Annotated in this window: 20 protein-coding genes; 7 read left to right on the top strand and 13 right to left on the bottom strand. The window is 66.2% G+C overall.

Features of this window, described 5'->3' with window-relative positions; all coding sequences use genetic code 11:
• Positions 1-77 precede the first annotated feature (77 nt).
• The 4 genes from ACFWPH_RS13105 to ACFWPH_RS13090 form a co-directional block, all read right to left on the bottom strand.
• On the bottom strand, positions 78-2357 hold the full coding sequence (locus ACFWPH_RS13105) for a heavy metal translocating P-type ATPase (protein WP_378750477.1): 2280 nt from the start codon (positions 2355-2357) through the stop codon (positions 78-80).
• A gap of 26 nt (positions 2358-2383) precedes the next feature.
• The gene (locus ACFWPH_RS13100; protein ID WP_378750475.1) at positions 2384-3298 is read right to left on the bottom strand and encodes a hypothetical protein; all 915 of its coding nucleotides are present in this window, start codon (positions 3296-3298) and stop codon (positions 2384-2386) included.
• A 578-nt stretch (positions 3299-3876) separates the two neighbouring features.
• On the bottom strand, positions 3877-4617 hold the full coding sequence (locus tag ACFWPH_RS13095; protein WP_378750473.1) for a lysophospholipid acyltransferase family protein: 741 nt from the start codon (positions 4615-4617) through the stop codon (positions 3877-3879).
• Positions 4618-4674: 57 nt separating this feature from the next.
• Positions 4675-5436, bottom strand: a complete 762-nt coding sequence (locus ACFWPH_RS13090; RefSeq protein ID WP_378750471.1) for a lysophospholipid acyltransferase family protein — start codon at positions 5434-5436, stop codon at positions 4675-4677.
• Between the two features lie 100 nt (positions 5437-5536).
• Between ACFWPH_RS13090 and ACFWPH_RS13085 the strand changes: the two genes are divergently transcribed.
• Positions 5537-6496 carry a hypothetical protein gene (locus tag ACFWPH_RS13085; protein ID WP_378750469.1) on the top strand — a complete coding sequence of 320 codons (960 nt, stop codon included), beginning with the start codon at positions 5537-5539 and terminating at the stop codon, positions 6494-6496.
• 44 nt (positions 6497-6540) lie between these two features.
• On the top strand, positions 6541-8118 hold the full coding sequence (locus tag ACFWPH_RS13080) for a Rieske 2Fe-2S domain-containing protein (protein ID WP_378750467.1): 1578 nt from the start codon (positions 6541-6543) through the stop codon (positions 8116-8118).
• A 55-nt stretch (positions 8119-8173) separates the two neighbouring features.
• On the opposite strand, the gene ACFWPH_RS13075 is transcribed toward ACFWPH_RS13080, so the two are convergent.
• From ACFWPH_RS13075 to ACFWPH_RS13065, 3 genes are read right to left on the bottom strand one after another with little or no spacing between them, the layout of a single operon-like run.
• The gene (locus ACFWPH_RS13075; protein WP_378750465.1) at positions 8174-8788 is read right to left on the bottom strand and encodes a hypothetical protein; all 615 of its coding nucleotides are present in this window, start codon (positions 8786-8788) and stop codon (positions 8174-8176) included.
• On the bottom strand, positions 8785-9618 hold the full coding sequence (locus tag ACFWPH_RS13070) for an ImmA/IrrE family metallo-endopeptidase (RefSeq protein ID WP_378750463.1): 834 nt from the start codon (positions 9616-9618) through the stop codon (positions 8785-8787). The genes ACFWPH_RS13075 and ACFWPH_RS13070 overlap by 4 nt, the downstream gene beginning before the upstream one ends.
• Entirely contained in the window at positions 9615-9944 is a 330-nt protein-coding gene (locus ACFWPH_RS13065; protein WP_378750461.1) for a helix-turn-helix domain-containing protein, read from the bottom strand. Before ACFWPH_RS13065 ends, ACFWPH_RS13070 begins: the two co-directional genes overlap by 4 nt.
• A gap of 439 nt (positions 9945-10383) precedes the next feature.
• Here ACFWPH_RS13065 and ACFWPH_RS13060 point away from each other — a divergent pair, with 439 nt between their 5' ends.
• The 3 genes from ACFWPH_RS13060 (at position 10384) to hemC (ending at position 12552) form a co-directional block, all read left to right on the top strand.
• Positions 10384-11322: a helix-turn-helix domain-containing protein gene (locus ACFWPH_RS13060; RefSeq protein ID WP_378750459.1), complete on the top strand. Its 939-nt coding sequence runs from the start codon at positions 10384-10386 to the stop codon at positions 11320-11322.
• On the top strand, positions 11319-11528 hold the full coding sequence (locus ACFWPH_RS13055; RefSeq protein WP_378750457.1) for a DUF397 domain-containing protein: 210 nt from the start codon (positions 11319-11321) through the stop codon (positions 11526-11528). The genes ACFWPH_RS13060 and ACFWPH_RS13055 overlap by 4 nt, the downstream gene beginning before the upstream one ends.
• Positions 11529-11625: 97 nt before the next feature.
• Complete coding sequence (gene hemC, locus ACFWPH_RS13050) at positions 11626-12552, top strand: hydroxymethylbilane synthase (protein WP_378750455.1); 927 nt, start codon at positions 11626-11628, stop codon at positions 12550-12552.
• Positions 12553-12651: 99 nt separating this feature from the next.
• Here hemC and ACFWPH_RS13045 read toward each other — a convergent pair whose 3' ends face one another.
• From ACFWPH_RS13045 to ACFWPH_RS13025, 5 genes are all read right to left on the bottom strand, one after another.
• The gene (locus tag ACFWPH_RS13045) at positions 12652-13350 is read right to left on the bottom strand and encodes a hypothetical protein (RefSeq protein ID WP_378750453.1); all 699 of its coding nucleotides are present in this window, start codon (positions 13348-13350) and stop codon (positions 12652-12654) included.
• Positions 13347-15011 carry an ABC transporter family substrate-binding protein gene (locus ACFWPH_RS13040; RefSeq protein ID WP_378750451.1) on the bottom strand — a complete coding sequence of 555 codons (1665 nt, stop codon included), beginning with the start codon at positions 15009-15011 and terminating at the stop codon, positions 13347-13349. Before ACFWPH_RS13040 ends, ACFWPH_RS13045 begins: the two co-directional genes overlap by 4 nt.
• Complete coding sequence (locus ACFWPH_RS13035) at positions 15008-16936, bottom strand: dipeptide ABC transporter ATP-binding protein (protein ID WP_378750735.1); 1929 nt, start codon at positions 16934-16936, stop codon at positions 15008-15010. Before ACFWPH_RS13035 ends, ACFWPH_RS13040 begins: the two co-directional genes overlap by 4 nt.
• Before the next feature lie 14 nt (positions 16937-16950).
• Positions 16951-17940: an ABC transporter permease gene (locus tag ACFWPH_RS13030; RefSeq protein WP_378750449.1), complete on the bottom strand. Its 990-nt coding sequence runs from the start codon at positions 17938-17940 to the stop codon at positions 16951-16953.
• A 91-nt stretch (positions 17941-18031) separates the two neighbouring features.
• Entirely contained in the window at positions 18032-19009 is a 978-nt protein-coding gene (locus ACFWPH_RS13025; protein ID WP_378750447.1) for an ABC transporter permease, read from the bottom strand.
• A 232-nt stretch (positions 19010-19241) separates the two neighbouring features.
• Between ACFWPH_RS13025 and ACFWPH_RS13020 the strand changes: the two genes are divergently transcribed.
• Together ACFWPH_RS13020 and ACFWPH_RS13015 are read left to right on the top strand one after the other, a co-directional pair.
• Positions 19242-20099, top strand: a complete 858-nt coding sequence (locus tag ACFWPH_RS13020) for an HAD family hydrolase (protein ID WP_378750445.1) — start codon at positions 19242-19244, stop codon at positions 20097-20099.
• Between the two features lie 69 nt (positions 20100-20168).
• Positions 20169-20300 (top strand): hypothetical protein, encoded by a 132-nt coding sequence (locus tag ACFWPH_RS13015; RefSeq protein WP_378750443.1) that lies wholly within the window; start codon positions 20169-20171, stop codon positions 20298-20300.
• A 387-nt stretch (positions 20301-20687) separates the two neighbouring features.
• On the opposite strand, the gene ACFWPH_RS13010 is transcribed toward ACFWPH_RS13015, so the two are convergent.
• Positions 20688-23051: an N-acetylmuramoyl-L-alanine amidase gene (locus ACFWPH_RS13010; RefSeq protein WP_378750441.1), complete on the bottom strand. Its 2364-nt coding sequence runs from the start codon at positions 23049-23051 to the stop codon at positions 20688-20690.
• Between the last annotated feature and the right edge of the window lie 151 nt (positions 23052-23202).

Genomic DNA, 23202 nt, shown 5'->3' with positions numbered 1-23202 from the left:
GCACTTCTCGGTGCGTAGACCATGTCGAGCCAAAAGGGCCGGGGCGCCTGCAAAGGTGCCCCGGCCCTTGATATCGGTTAGTGGGTCGGCCGGAACCTGCGCAGGCGCAGGCTGTTGCTCACCACGAACACCGAGGAGAACGCCATCGCGGCGCCCGCCAGCATCGGGTTGAGCAGGCCCGCCATGGCCAGCGGGATCATTGCCACGTTGTAGCCGAAGGCCCAGAACAGGTTGCCCTTGATGGTGCCGAGGGTGCGCCGGGCCAGCCGGATGGCGTCGGGGGCGGCGGTGAGGTCGCCCCGGACCAGGGTGAGATCGGCGGCTTCGATGGCGATATCGGTACCGGTGCCGATGGCCAGGCCGAGGTCGGCGCGGGCCAGGGCGGCGGCGTCGTTCACGCCGTCGCCGACCATAGCGACGGTGCGGCCTTCGCCCTGCAGCCGTTCGATCACCGCGACCTTGTCCTGCGGCAGCACCTCGGCGATTACCTCGTCGATGCCGACCTGCCGGGCGATGGCCTTGGCCGCGGTGGTGTTGTCGCCGGTGAGCATGATCGGGGTGAGGCCGAGCGCCCGTAGCCGGGAAACCGCCTCGGCGGAGGTCGGTTTCACGGTATCGGCGACCACGAGCACGCCGCGGGCCTTACCGTCCCAGCCGATGGCCACCGCCGTCCGGCCCTCGGCTTCGGCCGAGCGCATGGCGTCGCGCAGGTCGTCGTCCAGCGTGAGGGCGTAATCGGTGAGCAGCCCGATGCGGCCCACGATCACCGCGTGGCCGTCGACCACACCTTCCACGCCGAGCCCGGCGTTGTTGTGGAAACCTTCGACCGGCAGCAGTGCGCCGACCCGCTGGCGGGCGCCGTCCGCGATGGCCTTGGCGATGGGGTGTTCGGACGAGTCCTCCAGTGAACCCGCCAGCCGCAGCACCTCGTCGGTGTCCTCGCCGGCCGCGGCGACCACATCGAGCAGCGCCATCTTGCCGGTGGTTACGGTGCCGGTCTTGTCGAGGACCACGGTATCCACTCGGCGGGTGTTCTCCAGCACCTCGGGGCCCTTGATCAGGATGCCCAGCTGCGCACCGCGACCGGTGCCGACCATGAGCGCGGTCGGGGTCGCCAGACCCAGCGCGCACGGGCAGGCGATGATCAGCACCGCGACCGCCGCTGTGAAGGCCGCCGCGACCGAACCGCCGGTGCCGAGCCAGAAGCCGAGGGTGGCCACGGCGAGCGCGATCACGATCGGGACGAAAACCCCGGAGATCCGGTCGGCCAGCCGCTGGGCCTGCGCCTTTCCGGATTGCGCGTCTTCGACCATCCGGGCCATCTGCGCGAGCTGGGTATCGGATCCGACGCGGGTGGCCTGCACGGTGATGCGACCGCCCACGTTCACGGTCGCACCGGCGACCGAATCCTGCGGACCGACTTCCACCGGCACGGATTCCCCGGTCAGCATGGAAACATCCACCGCGGACGAACCGTCCACGATCACGCCGTCGGTGGCGATCTTCTCACCCGGCCGGACCACGAAACGGTCGTCGGCGGCGAGCTGTTCCACCGGTATCCGCTCTTCGGTCCACGCGTCCGCTCCCGCGGGGCGCAGCACCGATACCTCTTTGGCGCCGAGCTCCAGCAGGGCCCGCAGCGCGGCTCCCGCGCGGCGCTTGGACTTGGCCTCGAAGTACCTTCCGGCCAGGATGAAGGTGGTGACACCGGCGGCGGCCTCCAAGTAGATGCTGCCGGTACCGTCCATCCGCGCGATCGTGAATTCGAACGGGTGTGTCATGCCGGGGGTGCCGGCGGTGCCCCAGAACAGCGCGTACAGCGACCAGCCGAACGCGGCCAGGGTGCCCAGCGAGACCAGGGTGTCCATGGTCGCGGTGGCATGCCGCAGATTCGTCAACGCCGCCCGGTGGAACGGCAGTGCGCCCCAGACGACGACCGGTGCCGCCAACGTGAGCGACAGCCATTGCCAGTTGGTGAACTGCAATGCCGGGATCATCGCCATGGCGATCACCGGAACCGTGAGCACCAGGGAGATCAGCAACCTGGTGCGCAGGGAATCGGTGGGGTCGGCCGGTTCGGTGGTGGCCTCCTCCTCGGCGGGCGGCTGCGGAAGCGCGGCTGTGTATCCGGTCTGTTCGACCACGGCGACCAGGTCGTCGGGGGTGAGGTTTTCCGGAAAGTGGACGCGGGCCTTCTCGGTCGCGTAGTTGACCGTCGCGGTCACACCGTCGAGCCGGTTGAGTTTCTTCTCGATACGGTTGGCGCAGGAGGCGCAGGTCATCCCGCCGATCACCAGTTCGACCTGTTCGGTCGAGGGTTGGGCGGTGGACGTCTCACGGGGTGTCTGTGTGGTCATGATTTCGCTCGCTCCGTGTGGCCGGATCAGTGGCCGTGGCCGGGTTCGGTGGGTTCGGGTGCCGGTTGCGGGGCGCTCGTACCGGGTTCGACCGGAACGGTCAGCTCGGCCCGGTGCACGGTTCCCGCATGCCGGAACTCGAAGAACAGCCGGTAGTCCCCGGCGCCGGGCGCCGTTACCGCGAAACGCACGCCCGGACCGGCCGGGGTGGTTCCGTCGCCGGGATGACCGGCCGGGTGGACGTGGAGATAGCCGAGGTCGGCGGCGCGCAGGGCCACGAGATGACCGTACGCCCCCAGGTAGGGCTGCAGATCGGTGACCGGTTGCCCGTCACGGGAGACCGTGAGGGTGAGGTCGGTGGACTGTCCCGCCGCCAGGGTTCCGTTCAGCTCTACCGTGTAGTCGCCGGTGGTCGCGGTGGTGGCAGGGGCGGGCAATGCCTGGGGCGCGTACCGGCCCGCGACCCGCAGGTCGGTCCCGAGCGTGAACGGCTGCCCTGCTGCGGTGACGAAATCCGCGAAGACCCGGTAGTCGCCGGCGCGGCCGAGGTTCACCGGTGCGCTCCAGGTGCCGTCCGCGCCGAGGGTGGGGTGCAGGTGCTGATACCCGGTCATATCGCGGCGTACCAGGATCAGGTGCAGGTCTTTCTCGTGCTCGGTCGTGTACCGCAGCACCGGCCGGCCCGTACTGTCCTCGATCCGGAAGCGCAGCGTGGCGTCGCGCCGGGATTCGGTGATCGGGTCCAAGGCCACCAGCGTGTATCCGCCGGCATTGTCGGTCAGGCCACCGGGGCCGGCGGGTGTGCCGGGGTCCGGTGCCGCGGTGTCGTGGGTCTCCGGCTCGCTGTCGGGTGACCCCACGAGGGTTCCGGCCCCCAGGGCGACTCCGAACAGCGCGACAAGTCCGAGCGCGAAGCCGGCGAACTTGGTCGACGTAGTCATCCGATGCTCCATCCAACAGTTTTCCAGGCGGTCCGCGCCGCCTTTGCTCGTTACGGTACCCCCCTAGGGTATTTTGTCAACAGGTGAGGTGAACGGCATCGGCAGTTGTGGACGAATGGGGACACCTGCGGTGGGACGCGAACGCCGGTGGTTGAGGATGCGGCCGGTCGTCGGAACCACGGGTCCGGCCGGACGCGAAGTCGGCCGAGGCGCGTTCCGTATCCACCGCATCCAGCCACCCGGCGGACCGCCCCGGTCAGGGCGATAAGCGCAGCGGAGGCCAGGAAGCGGCGGACCCGCCGACGCCCGCCGGCACAGAGATCGCTGTGGACGAGTGTGGACAGCTCATCCACCGGATCGCAGCGAACGCCGACCGTTGCCGAGCTGCCGGAACGCCGAGTCGAGGTTCATTCGGTCGGGGGTTGCTGTAGTGGGTCCCGCCGAGCCCACAAGCCGGAGCCTGCCCCGCCCGGCTGGGGCCGGCACGGGCGCGCGAACCACGGCAGGAGACCGAGCCCTCCGTGCGCCACCGGAAGGCATCCGAGCGGCCTCTCCGAGCTCGTCGCGCGGCCTGCGGGCTAGGGGCGTGGGGTATGCCGGCGGGCGTACTCCTCGGCCTCCAGTACCGCGGCCTGTTCGAGTGTCGGGGCGCCCCCACCCGATCGGGCCGGTACCCAGGGCTCACCGGCGGGCATCGGGTAGCCGTCCTGCGCGGCGGTCAGCAGATCGCTCATCCGGGTGCGCAGCGCGGTGATTACCTCGTCGGCCGAACCCGTGGCTTCCAGCGGTTCGCCGATCCGGATATTGATCGGGAAATTGTGACGGCCGAGCCGGCGGGGAAATCCCTTGGTCCAGATTCGTTGCGCACCCCAGATGACCAGCGGAATGATCGGCGCACCGGATTCCAGGGCCATCCGGGCCGCACCCGATTTGAATTCCTTCAGTTCGAAACTGCGGCTGATCGTCGCTTCTGGATAGACGACGACCAATTCCCCGTTACGCAGTGCCTCGACCGCTCGCCCGAACGATTCCGCGCCCGCCGTGCGGTCCACACCGATCGCCTTGCAGTGCTTCATCAGGAAACCGACGATGCCGTGCTCGAGTTCGGCTTTCATCATGTACCGCACATTGCGACCCGACCGGCGCCCCACCACCCCGACCTGCATGAAATCCAGGTAGGAAGTGTGGTTCACCGCGAGTACCGCACCACCGGCGCGTGGGATATGTTCCTGGCCGCGGATATCCACCCGCAGGCCCTGGGCGAAGCACACCGTATGCACCAGCCCGGCGAGAATATCGAAAACCGGCTCCCGCGCCATCGCGACTCCTGCTCACTACCTGCGGATATACCCGCTTCCGGTATTGCCTCGCAGTGGCTACGCGTCCGCCGCGCCGTCGCCGCCGCGTTTGTGGGCGGCTCGCTGCGCGGCCTCGGCGGCGTCCATCGCGTCGGCTTCTTCCAGGGTAGGGGCACTGCCGCCGAGTCGCGCGGGAACCCAATACGCGCCGGGTTCGTGGTGGTAGTTCTCCTGTAACCCGTGCAGCAGTCGCTGCATCGTGGAACGCAGTTCGGCAGTGAGTTCGGCCGCGGGCTCATAGGGCCGGATCGGTTCCCCGACGGCGATGGAGATCGGGGTGTTGGTGCGGCCGAGCCGTTTCGGATACCCCTTGGTCCAGACGCGCTGCGCACCCCAGATGACGATCGGGATGATCGGCACATCGGCTTCGAGGGCCATCCGGGCCGCACCCGATTTCAGCTGTTTGATCTCGAAGCTGCGGCTGATCGTGGCCTCGGGGTACACGCCGACGAGTTCACCGCGGCGCAGATAGTTCACGGCGGCCTGGTACGAGTCGGCGCCGGCCGTACGGTCGACCGGAATATGTTTGAGGGCCCGCATGATCGGGCCGGAGATCTTGTTCTCGAAGACCTCGTGTTTGGCCATGAACCGGATATAGCGCTTGGGGGTACGCACCGGCAGGCCCGCGTAGGTGAAATCCATGTACCCGGTGTGATTGACCGCGAGCACCGCACCGCCGGTGGCGGGAAGGTTCTCGTCGCCGGTGACGGTGAATTTCAGGCCCTCGAGGAAGAAGACGGTCCGGGCCAGCCCGATGACAGTCCGGTAGACGGGATCCACAAGTCCGCTAGCGTAGTCGCTGCCATGATGACCGGCACCGCCCGGCCCGCGAAAGCACGCCCGGCGGGCCCTGTTCGAACCGGTATGTACCGCAGGAAAGGTGATCGTCGAAGTGGAACGCGTCCGCCCCGTACCGTCGCGCCGACCCGGCCGCGCAACCGCACCGCGCCGTGCAGACGATCTCGGCGCCGGTGCCGCACCGCGCCGCCGCCGGGGCCGGTCGGCGGTGATCGGGCTGGCCGCGGCCGGTCTGCTGCTGGCCACCGGATGTGATTCGGTCTCCGGTATTCCGGTCGACGATCCGGCCACCGAGTCGGCCGATACCGACACCAGCGCCGCGCCGACGGCTACCGCCACCGCCGTGGCGCCTTCGCCCACACTGCCGCCGGTCCCCGCGGACGCACCGGTGGTCGGCGAGGTGCCCGGGGTTCCGGAGGCTGCTCCCGCACTGCAACGTTTCGCCGTCGACCTGCGTGCCGGTGATCTCACGACCCTCCAAGAGACCTGCTGGACCATCCCGCCCCTCACCACGCAGACCATGTACGCCGACCCCGACGCCGTGCTCAGTGCGCTGGCCCAGCCGGGTACGGCGACCGACGGAACCCTCACCTGGACAGACGGAGTGACGAGCGTCACGGCCGAGCGGGATCGGGTGGCGTCCGGATATGCCTGCGGCCGCGTGTTCCCCGCCGGCGTGGAACCGGCGCACGACGCCGCCGACGCCCGCCACACCGTGCGCCGCTACCTGGCCCGGCTCGTCGGTCAGCCGTTGCATCCCGACGATCAGGAAGCCGAATATCCGTTGGTCTGCGCGGCGAATCCGGCCACCTGGGATCCCCGGGCCACCGGCGCGCCGGTGCCCGCGCCGCTGGCGAACAACCCCGGCATGCTCACCGGAACCACCGGTTTCACCGATCAGCAGATCAGTTCCCAGCAGCTGACCCCGGGATATATGTCGGTGACAGCCCCGGTGACAAATGCCTCGGGAGTCACGCAGAATCGGACATTTGTCCTCGCCGATGGTGACAACGGCTACTGCATCGGGGAAATCTCGTCCTGAGCCACTACCCTGGAAGCCTGCAATCGGTCAAGAGGAGCGAGCACGTGCAGATCACCAGCGTCGGACATGCGGGATTCCATATCCGGACCGCGGCCGGGACGATCCTATGCGATCCCTGGGTGAACCCCGCGTACTTCGGTTCCTGGTTCCCGTTCCCGGACAACACCCAGCTCGATTGGGAGGAACTCGGGAACTGCGATTTCCTCTACGTTTCCCATTTGCACCGCGACCATTTCGACGCCGCGCACCTGCTGGAGTACGTCAACAAGGACGCCACCGTCCTGCTGCCCGACTACCCGGTCCCGGACCTGCGGCGTGAGCTGGAGAAACTCGGGTTCCACAAATTCTTCGAAACCGAGGATTCGGTCAAGCACACGGTGACCGGAGCCATGGGCGCCGGCGGTGGCGACCCCACCGCCGAACTCGACATCATGATCGTCGCGCTGCGCGCTCCCGCGGACGGCCCGATCGGTGATTCCGGGCTCATCGTCTCCGACCGGGAAACCACCTGTTTCAATATGAACGACGCGCGGCCGGTCGATATGGACGTGCTGCACGACGCCTTCGGCACGATCGATATTCACCTGCTGCAGTACTCCGGTGCCATCTGGTATCCGATGGTGTACGACATCCCGGCCCGCACGAAATCGAATTTCGGTAAGCAGAAGCGGCAGCGCGGAATGGACCGGGCCCGCAGCTATATCGAGCAGGTCGGCGCCACCTGGGTTGTTCCGTCGGCCGGGCCGCCGGTTTTCCTGGACGACGAACTGCGCTATCTCAACGACGATCGCGGCGACGAGGGAAATATCTTCCCCGACCAGATGGTCTTCCTCGATCAGATGCGCGAACACGGCCACGACCGTGGGCTGCTGATGGTGCCCGGTTCGACCGTCGACGTGCACGGCGCCGAACTCGAACTGAACCACCCCTACGATCCCGACACCATCTGGAACGATAAAGCCGCCTACATCGAGAAGATGGCGCAACGGCTCGCACCGGTCCTGGTGGCGGAGAAGAAGACCTGGGCCGCAGCCGAAGGCGAACCGCTCCTCGAACCCCTGCGCGACCTGTTCGAGCCGATCATGCGGCAGAGCGATCTGATCTGCGACGGTATCGGCTACCCGGTCGGCCTGGTGCTCGGCGACGAAACCGTGGTCCTCGACTTCCCGGCCCGCCAGGTCCGCGCCCCCCGCGAGGGAGAGGGCAAATACCGCTACGGCTTCCGGATCGCCCCCGAACTCGTCCGTACCGTCCTGCGCGATCAGGAACCGGACTGGGTGAACACGATTTTCCTGTCCACCCGCTTCCAGGCCTGGCGTATCGGCGGCTACAACGAGTACCTGTACACGTTCTTCAAATGCCTCACCGACGAACGCATCGCCTACGCCGACGGCTGGTTCTCCGAAGCCCACGACGATTCCGCCTCGGTCGAGGTGGCCGGCTGGGAAATCCAGCGCCGCTGCCCCCACCTCAAAGCGGACCTGTCGAAATTCGGTGTGGTGGACGGAAATACCCTCACCTGCAACCTGCACGGCTGGCAGTGGGATTTGGAATCGGGCCGCTGCAAAACCTCGAAGGGCCACGAACTCCGCTCCCGCAAACTGACCGAACCGGCCGGCTAGCGCGGCGAGACCGCCGTTTGAGCCTGCTCGTGGTATTCGAATCGATGCCAGCTCGTCAGCACCAAATCGACGGGTGCAGAAGACCTGTGCGTGAAATGTCGTTCGGAAGTCCGTCGTCGTAGCGGCTGATCTTCGCGTATACCTGGCGCATATCGGCTTTGGTGGGTATGAGGTCGGTACCGGCTTTGCTCTCGAGTACGGTCACCGTGTTGATCAGCGTGACCGAGCCCAGCTTCGGATTGTTTCGGCGCATGCGGTTCAACCGCTGTACCTCGATCTCGGCCAGCCGTGCGCCCTGACCATCGTCGATGAGCACGATGATGTCGGCGCCGCGTTCCGCCGCGGCGACCGCGTGCAGGAGGACCATCAATTCTCCGAGGTCTTTTCCCGTTTGTCTTCGCTGATTGAGCGGTTGCCGTGTTATCCGCGCACAGAGGGAGTCGAGCTCGTCGCCCTCGTCGGCCAGAACCTCGATATATTTCCGCGTCAGCGTCTTCCAGCGGAGTTCAACTCCTTGGAACAGAGGATCGGTGCGAGACAGGCGGAGAACTTCGTCCGCCACCGTCTGGGGAGTACTTAGCGGCCCCAGCGTTTTCAGCAGGATGTTCTCCTGATGGGCTGCGATGAAATTGAGTGCTGGGCCGGCATCGATAATCGGCCTGGTGTTCACTCCTCACCTGCCGGCAGTTCGGCGTCGAGCTCGGCGAGGTCTATTTCGACATGCGGCAGGTCGGCGGGGGATCCCCACGAGGGTTTGATCTCCTTCGGAACGATTCCGGCTTCCCGGTACTCCTGTTCGAGTTCCTCGGCCGGCGACCCACGGAGTGCGGCGAGTTGTCGGGAAGTCACGAGGTTCTCGATGTATCCGGTCACGGCTCGGGCGAGCAGGTGCTGCGGTGCACGCGAGCGTCGCGATTCCTCCTGCAGGAGGTGGTATTGGTCGGACCAGCCATACCGGGCGGCCAGCTTCGGCGTCGCCAGGCTCATGAACGCGGTCTTGGTGTCGTTCGATATGAAGCGGACTTGTTCGAGCGCAATCGCGGCGATCGCAGGGGAGACCAGAAAGCGTTGGACGATGCGCGACAGCACGGCTTCTTGATCGCGAGTATGAGCTGTCTCCGCGGTTTCGAGTACACCGTCCAAGGGGAGGAGTAGGTGGCGGGCGAAAGAGTTGGCCCGCGTTTCGATCCACGAGTTCGCGGGTGCCCCGCGGTCCACCTCCCAGTCGCCGAACAGGACGTGTCCGAGCTCATGGGCGAGGGTGCTGCGTTGCCGCATCGGGCGCTCGGTGCGGGCAACGGCAATGAACACCGTGCCGCGTTCGCGATGGCGCATTATCATTCCGTGCTCATCTGCCGGAGCGTCGACGACAGCAACGTCGGCGCCGACGGTCTGCTCGATCATCGTGATCAGATCTCCGAGGGGCTGACGCCCGAGACCGTGTTCGTTCCGGAATTCGTTGGCCTTTTCCCGGCCGAGACTGTCGGCGTGGGTGCTCATACGTCGATGCCGTGGTCGGCGAGGTACTCGTCGAGAATCATGAAACGCAGCAACTGCTGGTACATCGCATCCATCGCGGCCCCGTTGCTGGCGCGGGCCGCGAACTGCACCTTGTCGGTGATCTGAGGGCTGCCGATGAGCTCGGCAACCGTCACTCCGGTCGCGGCGGCGATCGCGGCCAGCTCCGGGGTCTTCGCCCTGCGCTCGCCGCTGACTATCCGGGAAAGAGTCGGCTGGGAGATCCCGGTGTTCGTCGCCAAGGCGCGCTGAGTCATATCGACTGCCTTCAGCACTCGCTGGATGCGCTCTCCGACGGCGTCGGGCATTGCTCCCACCTCCTTGAATCAGAATGAGAATTTGATTCAAGTGTACCCGCTTCGCCGACCGTGTGGGTGGATGTCTCTGGGGCGCTACCCGGGCCGATCTCATATCAGTTGCTCGAGCTGAGGGGGTCGGTGCTCGCGCGCTCTGCCTGTCTCGACGACACACCGGTCCCAGTTGTCGGACGGGACCCGAGCGGCGCGCAGCTGCCCGTGTGCTTAAGACGTAAAATGCTGTATCGCAACACTTTTCACTCGGATTGGGAGTATTGTTCGATACGCCCGGTCCTGGCGGAGAGCAAGGGGTGCCGGGGCGGGGAAGCATAGGGGTTTCGGGTCGGCTTCTCCCTGCCGGGCGCACGCCTAGAACAGCATTGGAAATGGTGCTGGACCAGGCTCGATCGTCAAATCATCCGAATCGCCAGGGCGATTCTCATTCTGGACGGTGGAGCGTCTCAGTGCTGAGAACACCTGGTCCCCTTGGAACGGAGCTATCCGTATGACCGAGTGTGATCGATCGACTCTTCCTCGGCGGCAGCTTGGTAAACACCTGCGCAACGGGCGGGAAGCGGTAGGGCTGACGCTGGCCGAGGTCGGTGCGTTGATGCAGTGGAGTATCAGTACGGTCCAGCGGTTGGAGGTCGGTGCGACCGAACGTATCCGGATGATGGACCTGGAGGCGTTGTGCCGGATCTACGAATTCAGCGAAGAGTTCACCGAGGTGCTGAAAGGACTCGCTCGTCAAGCAGCGGGCAAAAGTTGGTGGCATGAGTACGGGGACCTCATTCCCGAGCATTTCGACGTATTCGTGGATCTGGAGTCCTCAGCGCAGGCACTGACCTGGTATGAGCCCGAGCTGGTACCGGGGATTGTGCAGACTCCCGCATACGCGAATGCGCTGATCCGGGCCGCCTTCCCCGATGAAGCGGTCACGGAGCATGAGCGGCGGGTCAAGCTGAGGATGGGCAGACAGGCTCGGATAACCCGAAACCATGCGCCTGTCCGGATCGACATCATCGTCCGGGAATCGGCGCTCCGGGTCCTCGTCGGTGGTTGCCGCGTTATGGCAGGTCAGTTGCGCCATCTCGCGGATCTCGGGACACGACCGAATGTGACGGTCCGCGTCCTTCCCTTCTCCGCCGGTTGTCCGACCGGGGTCGCGATGGGACCGTTCGTGATTTTGGAACCGCGCCGACTCGCTCGGCGACAGCCCCCGGAGCCGACGGTTGTCTATGTCGAGAGCTACACCGGGGACCTCTATTTGGAAAAGCCCGCGACGGTGGAACGTTATGCTCGGGCGTATCAGAGGCTTCGGCGGAAAACGCTCGATGACGAGCGTAGTCGGGCACTGTTGCGGCGGGTTGCGAAGGAGTACGGGACGTGATCGATCATCTAGCCGGCGTGAAGTGGTTCAAAAGCACGTACAGCGGTGCCGACAAGGCATGTGTCGAGGCCGCATTCTTGGCCGGCGGCGCGGTGGGAGTCCGTGATTCCAAGGATCCCACGGGCCCGGCGCTGGTCTTCGGTCCCGAAACCTGGGATGCATTCACCTCGGATGTCGCGACCGGTCGGTATCCGTCCGCGTCCTGACCTCGATACCGAGCGGGGCGATAGCGGGATAGGTCTGTCCCCGGTCCCCGCGGGGACGGCCGGTTGCCGCGGTTTCGGGCGGCGGTAGAGTCACGCCATGGCCTCGCGCATTATCCGGGTCGCGACCCGGGCCAGTCCTATGGCAGTTGCCCAAGCCGAGCAGGTGGCGGCCGGTTTATCCGAGTTCGGTGCGGAAACCGAACTGGTGAAGGTGACCGCCGCCGGTGACCGCTGGATGGGTGATCTGGCAGCACTCGGTGGCAAGGGGGCTTTCGTCAAGGAAATCGACGATGCCCTGCTGCACGACGAGGCCGATCTGGCCGTGCACTGCTTGAAGGATATTCCGGGTGATATCCCGATTCCAGAAGGTATCGCGTTCGCCGGATTCCCGAAACGCGACGATGTGCGTGACGCGATCATCACCAAGGACGGCCGGCCGCTGTCGGAACAACCTCCGGGAACCGTCGTCGGCACCAGTTCGGTGCGCCGGGCCGCGCAACTGCGGTTGCACTATCCGCATCTGGAGATGAAACCGCTGCGCGGGAATATGAACTCCCGGCTCATGCGGCTCGCGGACGGGTACTGCGATGTGCTGATCGCCGCGGTCGCCGGGATGTACCGGATCGGCCAGGAGGATCGGATCACCGAGATCCTGCCGCTGGAAATCATGTGCCCCCCGATCGGCGCCGGTGTCCTCACCCTGGCCTGCCGCGCCGACGACGACGAAGTCCGCGAACTCGCGGGCCGGCTCGACCACGCCGAAACCCGCCGCGTCGTCGACGCCGAACGCGCGATGCTGCACGCCCTGCAGGGCCACTGCAATTCGCCGATCGCCGGAGTCTGCGTGATCGAACCCGCCGGCCGGCTCTCGTTGCACGGCAAGGTGTTCAACCTCGAGGGAACCCAGTGGCTGGACTCGCAGCACTGGGGTGTCCCGGAGGACCCGCAGGCGTTGGGCTTCTTCGTGGGATCGGACCTGCTGCGGCAGGGTGCGCGCGGGATCATCGACTCCATCCCGCACTGAGCAGACCTGCGAAGAATGACTTCGAGTCGACGAGAGCGGATCGCCGCCGAGGAACACGCATAGCTCGGCGGACCCTCCGCGTCCCGAGATGACCTCAGATCAGCTCGGGTCCGATCCGCGGATCGCGGCGAGCCAGATGGCGGCCGCCGCGGTCACGCAGCATGCGCCGGCGAACGCGGGGATACCGCCGCCCACGACGTAGACCCAGAGCAGCCCCGCGAACGGCGCCGCCACCGCGGACTGGGCGTCCAGCAACAGACGCCGGGTGACTTTCGTGGCTGTCCGCGCGCGGTCGGAAGCCTCCGGGTCGGTCCGCGTGGGATTGTCGATGAGGCGGCCAGGGGGCTCGTGGTCACGTGCGCGCCCCGACGGAAAAGTGCGGAATACACTCGCGGAACCGGTATCCAGGTCGGTATTCGTCTTCCGCAGTACCACTATCCGGCGCTCGCCCAGCAAAGCCGTGCCGCCGGTGAAGGAGATCAGTTCGGGGGCGAAATACACCGGTAGCCAGCGGATGCGGTCACCCTCGCGCAGTTCCAGCCAGGACCGGCTGAGCAGCTGATGCTCCTGCCGGACCCGCCGCACGGTGACTGTTCCGCTGCCGCTGCTGCCGTGCCGGAAAACTCCCGACGCGACGGCGATCCGGTATCCGCTGTACCCCACGATCCCGATCGCCACCACCGCCAACGCGCTGAGCTGGTCCGGATCGGCGAACGGCGCCCACGCGGTGAGTACCGCGAGGGCGCCGATCGTTACGCACAGCGGATAGGCCAGTGGGTGGCCCCATCCACGATTCACTTCAGGAAGCCGACTGTGGTGTAGTCGGGGGAGGCGAGACCGAACGCACCCCAGTTGGCGACCTCGTTGCGCTGGGCGACGGTTCCGGGCGACTGGGTGATCGGCAGGGAATGGACTTCCTCGAAGATCATCCGGTCGGCCTCGTTGGCGAGTTCGATCGCCTTGTTCGGATCCAGCTCGGAGATCGTTCTTTCGATCAACGCATTGAGTTCCGGTGAGCCGATCTTGCCCTTGTTCGAGAGAGGCATTTCGGGGTTGTATGCGTAGATCTGCGGCAGGCTACTGAGCGGGAGCACACTACCCTGCCAGCTGAACTGGGCGATATCGAAGTTGCCCGGGTCGATGATGTCGGTGAACAGTCCTTGCCCGGGATACGTCTCGATTTCCAGCTTCACCCCGATGGCGGCGAGATTCTGCTGTGCGATCTTGGCGGTCTGGACCCACAGATCCTGCTGGTACATGACATCACGTATCACCAGGGGGCGGCCGTCCTTCATTCGGACGTCGCCGTTGAGCTTCCAGCCGAGTTCGTCGAGTTCACGGGCGGCCTGCTCAGGGTTGTACGCGACGACGCCGGCGTTGTCCTGGTAGCCCTTCTGCCCCTGCATGTAGACGTGGTTGTTCAGCGGTTTCGGGTCGGATACGACACCGAGTTGAGTCGCGGACGCGATGGCCTGGCGGTCGATACCCTTCGCGATCGCGCGCCGCAGCGCGGGGTCCTCGAGAATGGACCCGGGCGCACCGTTGAACGTGAAGTGCGACCAACGCGGCAGAGGGGTCCGCAGAACTTGAACGCCCGGCGTGTTCTTGGCGGTGGTCACTTCGGCGATCCCGGAGATATCCGAGGAGTCGAGTTCGTTGTTCTGGATCGCGGCGATCCGCGCCGGGATGTCCAGGGCACTGAATGTGACGGTGTCGAGCTTGGGCGTGTCGCCCCACCACTTCGGATTACGGCCGAGGGTGATCCGGTTCTGGGCGCGGTCGATATTGGTGATCATGAACGGGCCCGCGCTGATCGGCATACCGCTGCGGTAGAAATCGTCGAATGCCTGCGGGGTCGCGGTAACGGCTTTCGGAAGCAGTAGGCCGAACAGGCCCTGCCATTCGGCGTAGTGCTTGTCGAAGGTGACCACGGCCTGCCGGTCGTCGACACCGCGTTCCACTTTTTCCACTCGATCGAAGCCGGAGGTGGCTGCGACCAGAAAGTTCGGGTCCTTCCCGCTCTGCGCGTGCGCTTGCGAGGCAAGATCTTCCCAGGTGATAGGAGTTCCGTCGGACCAGACCGCCTTCGGATTGATCGTGTAGGTGACCACCTGCGGGTCGGTCTTCGTCAGTTCGACGCTGGTGAAGTAATCGGTGTCGACCGACAGTTCGCCCTTGGCGTCCGACCGGAACGGGCTCGGCAGCGTCCAAGAGACGACATCGGAAGCATCCAGGTCCGAGTCGACATGCAGCGGATTGAAGGTTTGCGGAAGCGACGAGATCGTCAGCCGCAGGTTCCCGCCGTCGCGTAGCTCGCTCGGGTCGTGCGGATTGATCTGATTGGTGCCGGTGATCGTCACATCACCGCCCTCGGTACTGTTCGCGCTGCAGCCGCTCAGCAGTAAGCCGATCGCGGTGATCGGCACCGCCAGGCGGATACCGACGGATCGCATCTTCATGAGATTTCCTTCCTGCTGGTGGGGTTCGCACCCGAGCCCCTGCCACGGTCGACGACCGGTACCGGTATCGCCTCGATCAGCGACCTCGTATATGTGTGCCGAGGCTCCTCGAAGATCTGCTCGGCCGGGCCATATTCGACGATCTTGCCCTGGTACATGACGGCGATATAGTGCGCGAGATTGCGAACCACCGAAAGGTCGTGCGAGACGAACAGGTAGGACAGGCCGCGCTGGATCTGCAGATCACGCAGTAGGTTCAGGACGCCGGCTTGGATGGATACGTCGAGTGATGAAACCGGTTCGTCCAGCACCAGCAGTTCCGGATCCAGGGCGAGTGCGCGGGCGATGCTGATGCGTTGTTTCTGACCGCCGGAGAAATCTCCCGGGTACCGGTCGGAGTGTTCGGGTCGTAAACCGACCTGTGCGAGCAATTCCGGTACTCGACGCGCGATCTCGGCCTTCGGGCGCCGATCGATCTTCAGAGGTTCGGCGATGGCGTCGAATACCGGCAGGCGTGGGTCCAGGGAGGCGGTCGGATCCTGGAAGACGATCTGCATCCGGCGGCGAAGTTCGCGTTTCTGTGTCTTGCTCAGTTCACCGGTTTCGTGCCCGAGGATTTCGATCCGGCCCGATTGCGGCCGGGCGAGATCCAGGATCTGTTCTAGCGTGGTGGATTTACCGGAACCGGACTCACCCACCAAGGCCAGCGTCCGGCCGGCGCGGACTTCGAAGCTGATGCCGTCGACCGCGCGCATCTCGCCTTTGCGTCGCCGGAACACCACACCTGAAGTGATCGGATACGTCTTCACCAGGTCCGAGACCCGGAGTACCACGTCGGATTCGGGCTCGGACGCGGAATCGGCCGCCGGTTCGCCGATTTCCTGGCGATAGGCGTCGAACAATTCCGCGCTGCCCACTTCGCCCGTGCGGAAGCAGGCGGCGCGGTGCCCGCTCGTGGTCTCGGCCAGTGGAGGTTCGCCGTCGCGGCACAGCGCGACTGCGACCGGGCAGCGCGGGGCGAACGAGCATCCCGGCGGAAGATCGTGCATGGCCGGCGGGGCGCCGACGATCGGAATCAGCGGGGTCCGAGCCGGCCCATCCATCCGGGGTATGGATCCGAGCAGACCGACCGTGTACGGCATTCGGGGGGCAGCGAACAGTTCCGCGGTTGTCGCGGTTTCCACGATTCGGCCCGCATACATCACCGCGACCCGATCGGCGAGGGTCGCGGCGATACCCATGTCGTGGGTGATCATGATGACGCCCGCGCCGGTGATATCGCGCGCCTTACGCAGTAGGTTCAGGATCTGCTTCTGTACGGTCACATCCAGTGCCGTGGTCGGCTCGTCACAGATGATCAGCGACGGATCGTTGGCGATCGCCATGGCGATCACCACCCGTTGTCGCATACCGCCGGAGAATTCGTGCGGAAATGCTTTGGCGCGTAGTTCGGGATCGGCGATGCCCACCAGGTCGAGCAGTTCGACCGCGCGTTTCGCGGCGGCGGCTTTGCTCATATCGCCGTGGGCGAGGAGGGCTTCGGCGATCTGCTCGCCGACCCGATACACCGGAGTCAGGGCCGAGAGCGGGTCCTGGAACACCATGCTCACGGAGCTGCCGCGCAACCGGGACAGTTGCCGGTCGTCGAGTCCGAGAAGTTCGCGGCCACGTAACCGGATCGACCCGGTGACCCGCGCCTGCTCGGGCAGCAGTCCCATGACCGCCATCGAGGATACCGATTTACCGGAGCCGGATTCGCCGACGATTGCCAATACTTCGCCGTCGGAGACGGTGTAGTCCACCCCGCGGACTGCCTCGATGCGGCCCTCTTCGCTCGGAAAAGAGACTCGCAGGTCCGCGACCTCGAGAAGGGGAGTGTTCTCGGTTGCGGCGGCTCCGGGGGTATCCGCGGCCGACTGCGCCATGGTCTTCTCTCCGCTCATCGCCGCTCGCTCCCGGCCGATCCGGCGGTCCGAGTGGTTCCTGCCTGCCCGGCACGCTCGGCCTTGCGGGCTTTCCGTGAGGTACGCGAACGCGCGCGTTTCGCTCCCGGATCGAACGCATCACGTAGTCCGTCGCCGACCAGGTTCGCGCACAGCACGGTAACGATCAACAGGCCACCGGAGAACATGAACAGCCACGGGTATGTAAGTGCAGTGTCTGTGCCTGCGGCGATCAGCGACCCGAGTGAGACGTCCGGCGGCTGCACGCCGAATCCGAGGAAGCTCAGTCCGGTTTCGGCCATGATCGAGGCGCCGACGGTCAGCGTGGTATCGATGATCAGGATCGAGGCGATGTTCGGGACGATATGGGTGAGAATCACCGTCCGGGTCGGTGCGCCCATATACCGGGCCGCGCGCACGAATTCGCGGTCCCGCAAGCTGAGCGTGAGTCCCCGCACGATCCGCGCGCTGATCATCCAGCCGAACACAGCGAGCAGGATGATCAGCAGCAGAATCGAGCCGCTGCCCTTGGTACGCGGTGCGAACAGCGCGATGATGATGAAACTCGGGACCACCAGCAGCAGGTCGACGATCCACATGAGGAACCGGTCGGTCCAGCCGCCGAGCAGTCCGGCGAAGGCACCTACCAGGGCGGCGATGGTCGTCGAGATGATCGCCACACAGAAGCCGATGATCAAGGATTTCTGTAGGCCGCGCAGGGTTTGCGCGAGGACGTCCTGACCGATCTGGGTAGTGCCGAACGGATGTTGCGGGCTCGGTGGTTGCAGCAGAGCCGTGTAATCCAGATCCTGATAGTCGTAGGGCAGAAACGGCGGCAGTGCGAAAGCGGCCAGGACCAGTAGGAGCAACACTGCCGCTCCGGTCACTGCGGGCCGGTTGCGTAGGAACCGTTTCCAGACCAGCTTGCGCCGGCCCGAGGCAGCGACCTCCGGTGCGCCCTGGACGATGATCTCGGCTTCGGTCATTGCGCCCCCGTATCGGGATCCGAGCGCCCGGTACGCGGCGGGCCACCTACTTCGATGCTCATCGTGTGCCCGTGCCGCGGGGCCGGCGCCCTCATGCCACACGCACCCGGGGGTCGAGGATCGCGTACACGATGTCGGAGAGCAGACCCGATACCAGCACCACCAGCCCGGCGAATGCGGTTACCGTCACGACCACGTACACGTCCTGCGCGTTGATCGAATCGACCAGCCATTCGCCGACACCGTGCCAGCCGAAAATCTTCTCGGTGAAGGTTGCGCCGGTGATCAATCCGCCCAGACTGTAGGCGAACAGGGTCGCCATAGGGATCAATGCCGTGCGCAAACCGTGTTTGTACAGTGCGCGGGTCCGGGTCAGTCCCTTGGCGCGGGCGGTGCGGATGAAATCGCTCTGTAGGACATCGAGCATGGCATTGCGCTGGTAGCGGCTGTATCCGGCCATACCACCGAGTGCGATCGCCAGGGTCGGCAATACGAGATGCTGCAGCCGGTCGACCAGTTGAGCGCCGAACCCTTCGATATGACCGGCCGAGGTTTCGCCGGTATAGAGCAGTACCTGCTGACCGGCCATCGAGTTGATTTCCAGCGCTCCGTATTTCAACAGGGTCGCGAGCAAGAACACCGGGGTCGACAGGATCAGCAACGAGACCACAGTGGTGAAGTAATCGCTGAACTTGTACTGCCTGATTGCGCCGGCCGCGCCGATGAGCACACCCAGCACCGTGCCGACCACCGAACCGAGTATCAGCAGCCGCAGGCTCACCGCTACCCGCCGGGGCAATTCCTCGCTCACCGGCTGGCCGGCGAGTGTGGTCCCGAAATCACCGCGGACCGCACCGGAGACCCAGATCAGATAGCGCTGCGGGACGGGATCGTTCAGATGCAGCTCTTCGGCCTTGGCGTCGATCACCGATTGCGGTGGCCGCGGATTCCGTTGTTCGAGGCTTTCCAGCGGATTGAAGGTCAGCGAGGCGACAGTGAAAGTCAAGAAGGAGGCCAGCAGCAACAGCACGACGTAGTTGAGTGCGCGTCGCAACAGAAAGCCGGCCATCATTCCCCTCGATATCAGGTGTGGTCCCTGATCATAGGGAGCGTTTCCGCGACCTGCGCGCCGGATGGCTCGCTGCGTGTTCGCCCCGCTTCCCGGCCTGGTCGCGGAGTGCCACGGCACCTGGCACGGGCGAAGCGCCACGGCCTGCGTGGAGGGGCCTGGCGGGTCGTGGGTTGTCTGCGCGGGACACTGCGGTGCCCGCGGGGGCCCGACGTACCGGGGACACAGCAGAATGGACTGGGTGACCGCATCGCAAATGCCCAAACCCAAGCTTGTGGCCTCCGACGTGGACGGCACTCTGATCGACCCGTATGAGCGGGTCACCGCGCGGACCCGGGATGTCGTGGGGGCGCTGGTGGCCGACGGTGTGCAGTTCGTGCTGGCGACGGGGCGGCCGCCGCGGTGGATTGCGCCGGTGGTCGCGGGGCTGGGGTTCGCGCCGCTGTGCGTATGCGGTAACGGGGCGGTGCTGTACGACCCCGAAACCGACCGGGTGCTGAGCACCACCGTCCTCGATGTGCCGACGCTGGCCTGGCTCGCCGATCTCGCGGAGAAGGTGCTGCCCGGATGTGGTCTGGCGGCCGAACGGGTGGGAGCCAGCGCACACGACGCGGCGACGCCGCAGTTCGTGAGCTCGCCGGAGTATGTGCACGCCTGGTTGAACCCGGACGATACGGCCGTGGCGCGCGATGAGGTCATCGCCTCCCCGGCGATAAAAATGCTGATCCGGCTGCCGGGGACCAGTAGCGGCGATATGGCGGCGACGCTGGCCGGGCATATCGGTGACCGGGCGGATATCACCTATTCGACCGACCACGGGCTGGTCGAGATCTCCGCGCCCGGCGTCACCAAAGCGCACGGGTTGCGCATCATCGGCGAGCGGCTCGGCATCGACCCGGCCGATATGGTCGCGTTCGGCGATATGCCCAACGATGTGCCGATGCTGCGGATGGCCGGGCTGGGGGTGGCGATGGGGCATGCGCACCCGGAGGCCATCGCGGCCGCGGACGAGGTGACCGGGACGAACTCCGAAGACGGGGTCGCGCGGGTGCTGGAACGCTGGTGGCCGGGGGACGATTCGCGCGGCTGACACCGAACGCGAGTGTCACCGTACTGCCCGTGGGTAAACGTCCCGGGGCGATGCCATCCGGCGACACCGATGCGGGCAACGGCCTCAGCCGACTTCGCCGAGGGCGTTGCGGCATACACCGTGGCCCACGGCGCGTTCGTGGGCGAAGTCGGCTACCTACCGGTGATGTCGGTGGATCTGCGCGGCGGCGCACCACCATGACGGTCCGTGACCGTTCGCCCCGCCGAAGCTGTGCAACACCTGCCCGCCGCCCGACGGAATACACAGACGACCTGCTAGGGCGTCGCAACCTTGTCCGCCGCCACAGGTTCCGGCCTGCGATCGGGGCGTTCTCGGACCGGCGCCGGGCGGATACGACGGGAATAGAGGCGTTGTCATCTCTGCTTCGGGTGCGCACGTTTTTCGCGGCACTGAGTCCTGGAGCTCGTCGGACCGGGCGCGGTGCCACAACGGGGTATCCGATCCGTGTGCCGCGAAGCGCCGGCAGCCTGGAACTGGGGAGCGCCGGCCCCGATGTTGATGAGCACCGGCCGGACACAGAACCGCGCCGACCGTTGTACACGGTCGGCGCGGTTTTCCGGACTCGATTCAGGCGGCCGGGGCCGGCGGGGCCGTCGGTTCGCCGGTGGTTGCCGAGGCCGGCGGAGGTCCCTCCTGCCCGGCCGGGGCCGGTAGCGGTGTAGGTGGTTGTGGTTGCTGCTCCGGGGTGCCGGAGGCAGGTTCGGGCGATGCCGCGGGTGCCGGTTGTGCCGGGGGTGTTTCGTGGATCGCTGCACCGGCCGGGGGCGCGATGGGAGTGCTCGGTGTGGAACTGTCTCCCGGAGCCGGAGCCGGAGCCGGAGCCGGAGCCGGAGCCGGAACTTGGGCCTGGGCCGGAACTTGGGTGCGGGCCGGAACCTGCGCTTGGGGCGGAACCTGGGCGGGCGCTTGCGGTTGCGGCGCCGGTGCGGCCAAGGCAGGTGCGGGGGCGCCCGGTACCTGGTCGTGTACGGGCGGCGGGGCGGCGAGGGCGGGTGCCGGTGTCGGTGTGACTCCCTGCGGCAGACCCGGCGCCGGGAGCGGAGCGGCCTGCGGGTGCGGTGGTTGACCCGGCGCACCCTGGACCTGCTGCTGGTTGAGTTCGTTGTAGGTCTTCCAGAGCGTGCTGACCACATCGGTCGCCTGGTTCAGGATCAGCGAACCGTTCTGGAAGTCGGCGCGCAAACCCTCGGGTACCGGGTACGGGCTGGTCAACGGCAGGCCGAGGGCGCCGGCGTCGGCGCCGAGTTCCAGGAAGCGGTCGAGGATCTTGCCGACCACCTCGTGGGCCTGCCCGTCGGGGGTGGTGTAGACGTAACCGTTCACGAATTTCGCGTACTGCTGGCCCTGGGCGGCGGGCAGCGGTTCGGAGGCCGCCTGGCCGAGCGGGCCCTCGGGGCCGCCCTTGGAGGCCCAGTATTTGGCGATCAGGTTGTCGTTGACCATGGTCAGCAGCTTCGCGGTGAGGTCGGCGAGGGCGGCCAGGTCGGAGCGGGAGGCCTGGCTGCGTGGTGTCTGCGTCTGTGATTGTGTTCCGCCGGCTTCACCGGCGGCGATCGTGCGGATGCGGTCCATCTGCGCGTATGCGGCATCGCCCGGGCAGCTGGTGTTGCCGACGTCGCGGTGCGCGAACACAACCGGCAGTTTCACCTCTTCACCGCGGGCGTACGGGGTGAACTCGGTGCCCTCCGAGTACATGGTGGTCTGACCCTTCGGGTCGAGTCCGGCGATCTTCGCGCGCCAGCCGATGAATTTGCCGATGGCTTCGATCGAGGCGTCGGTGGGCTGTTCGGTCTGGTAGTCGCCCATGATCGCGACTCCGGAGGTGTTCTCGTTGAAACCGCCCGCGTGCGCGCCCTGTACCGGCTCGTTCAGACCGCCGTAGGTGCCTTCGAAGATCTGCCCGTACTTGTCGACCAGGGCGTTGTAGCCGATATCGCACCAGCCGAGGGTCTGCGAATGGTAGGCGTAGATGGCGCGCACGATTCCGGCCGATTCGGCCTTGCTGTAATCGTTGCGACCGGCGGTGTGGTGCACGGTGATACCGCCGAGGCCGTCGTCGTAGGTGGGTTCCTGGCAGCGGATGGATTCGTCTGCGCCCCATTGATTACGGGTGATCACTCGTGGTCCGCCGCCGGGCAGGGCGGCGGCGATGTCCTGCAGATTGTCGTCGACGGCGCCGCGACCGGGATCGATCAGGACGGCGGTGAGATCGGGGGGCGGCTCTTGTTCGCCGGCCGCGGCCGGGGTGGGGGTCAGCGGTCCGCCCGGGGCCTGCTCCGGTGTCCGGGTGACCAGAACCTGTACCGCTGTGGTGTTCCCGACGTAGATCGGGTCGGTGCCTGCGGGCGCGCCGTCGGCCACGCCGTCGGCGCCGTCGATCGGGCTGGCCTCGTACCACTGGCCCCATGCGCCGTCGGGCTGTTTGGCGCGGACCATGACGGTGGTGTTGGCCAGGTCCGGCGCGGTCAGCGCAACCATGCTGAACGGCTCTTCCCGGGTCAGTTCCTTGACCTGGGCGCCGACGGCGTCCATGAATTCAGGGGGGATGACGCCGGGGGTGAGTGCGGGCGTGTCGGCGGAGGGGGTGCCGCCGCCGGGGGCTCCGGTGACGAATCCGGGGACCTGTCGGCCGGATGTCGAAGGCGGTGGGGAATCGGCCGGGGCGAGTCCGGGCAGATCGAGTGCCTGCAAATCGGATAATCGAAGGTCGGGGAGTTCGAGGCCGGTCAGTTCGGCCAGCGGCAGGACGATATCGGTGGCGTTGCTCAACGCCTGCTCGGTGAGCAGGGGCGGTACGGCGGTGAGTTCCACCTGGTCGGCCGATTTGTGTGGGCTGATAACCGTGGGAACCAGGAGCGGCCCCGCTACCGCAATCAGCGCGACAACCGGCAGGACGTAGGAACGCTTCGGTTTGCGGTAGGGCACGAGCATCTCCAATCAGGGTTGCAACCGGTGATCGGTGAGCAAGTCATGCTTGCGTACTCGAGTCTCACGGACCACACTAGCCACATTCGTCACAAATCTAAACCTGAGGTTGAGGCTTACCTGGTCGCTCGAATGTAGCTCCCGGAGCGTGGCCGGT

The sequence above is a fragment of the Nocardia sp. NPDC058499 genome (assembly GCF_042719915.1).
GTDB lineage: Bacteria > Actinomycetota > Actinomycetes > Mycobacteriales > Mycobacteriaceae > Nocardia.
This window is presented reverse-complemented; position numbering and strand designations above follow the sequence as displayed.

Coding starts and splice junctions, on each gene's coding strand:
- ACFWPH_RS13105 (WP_378750477.1), bottom strand. CDS start 2,357: ATGACCACACAGACACCCCGTGAGACGTCCACCGCCCAACCCTCGACC.
- ACFWPH_RS13100 (WP_378750475.1), bottom strand. CDS start 3,298: ATGACTACGTCGACCAAGTTCGCCGGCTTCGCGCTCGGACTTGTCGCG.
- ACFWPH_RS13095 (WP_378750473.1), bottom strand. CDS start 4,617: ATGGCGCGGGAGCCGGTTTTCGATATTCTCGCCGGGCTGGTGCATACG.
- ACFWPH_RS13070 (WP_378750463.1), bottom strand. CDS start 9,618: ATGAGCACCCACGCCGACAGTCTCGGCCGGGAAAAGGCCAACGAATTC.
- ACFWPH_RS13065 (WP_378750461.1), bottom strand. CDS start 9,944: ATGCCCGACGCCGTCGGAGAGCGCATCCAGCGAGTGCTGAAGGCAGTC.
- hemC (WP_378750455.1), top strand. CDS start 11,626: ATGGCCTCGCGCATTATCCGGGTCGCGACCCGGGCCAGTCCTATGGCA.
- ACFWPH_RS13040 (WP_378750451.1), bottom strand. CDS start 15,011: ATGAAGATGCGATCCGTCGGTATCCGCCTGGCGGTGCCGATCACCGCG.
- ACFWPH_RS13035 (WP_378750735.1), bottom strand. CDS start 16,936: ATGGCGCAGTCGGCCGCGGATACCCCCGGAGCCGCCGCAACCGAGAAC.
- ACFWPH_RS13030 (WP_378750449.1), bottom strand. CDS start 17,940: ATGACCGAAGCCGAGATCATCGTCCAGGGCGCACCGGAGGTCGCTGCC.
- ACFWPH_RS13025 (WP_378750447.1), bottom strand. CDS start 19,009: ATGGCCGGCTTTCTGTTGCGACGCGCACTCAACTACGTCGTGCTGTTG.
- ACFWPH_RS13020 (WP_378750445.1), top strand. CDS start 19,242: ATGGACTGGGTGACCGCATCGCAAATGCCCAAACCCAAGCTTGTGGCC.
- ACFWPH_RS13015 (WP_378750443.1), top strand. CDS start 20,169: ATGCGGGCAACGGCCTCAGCCGACTTCGCCGAGGGCGTTGCGGCATAC.
- ACFWPH_RS13010 (WP_378750441.1), bottom strand. CDS start 23,051: ATGCTCGTGCCCTACCGCAAACCGAAGCGTTCCTACGTCCTGCCGGTT.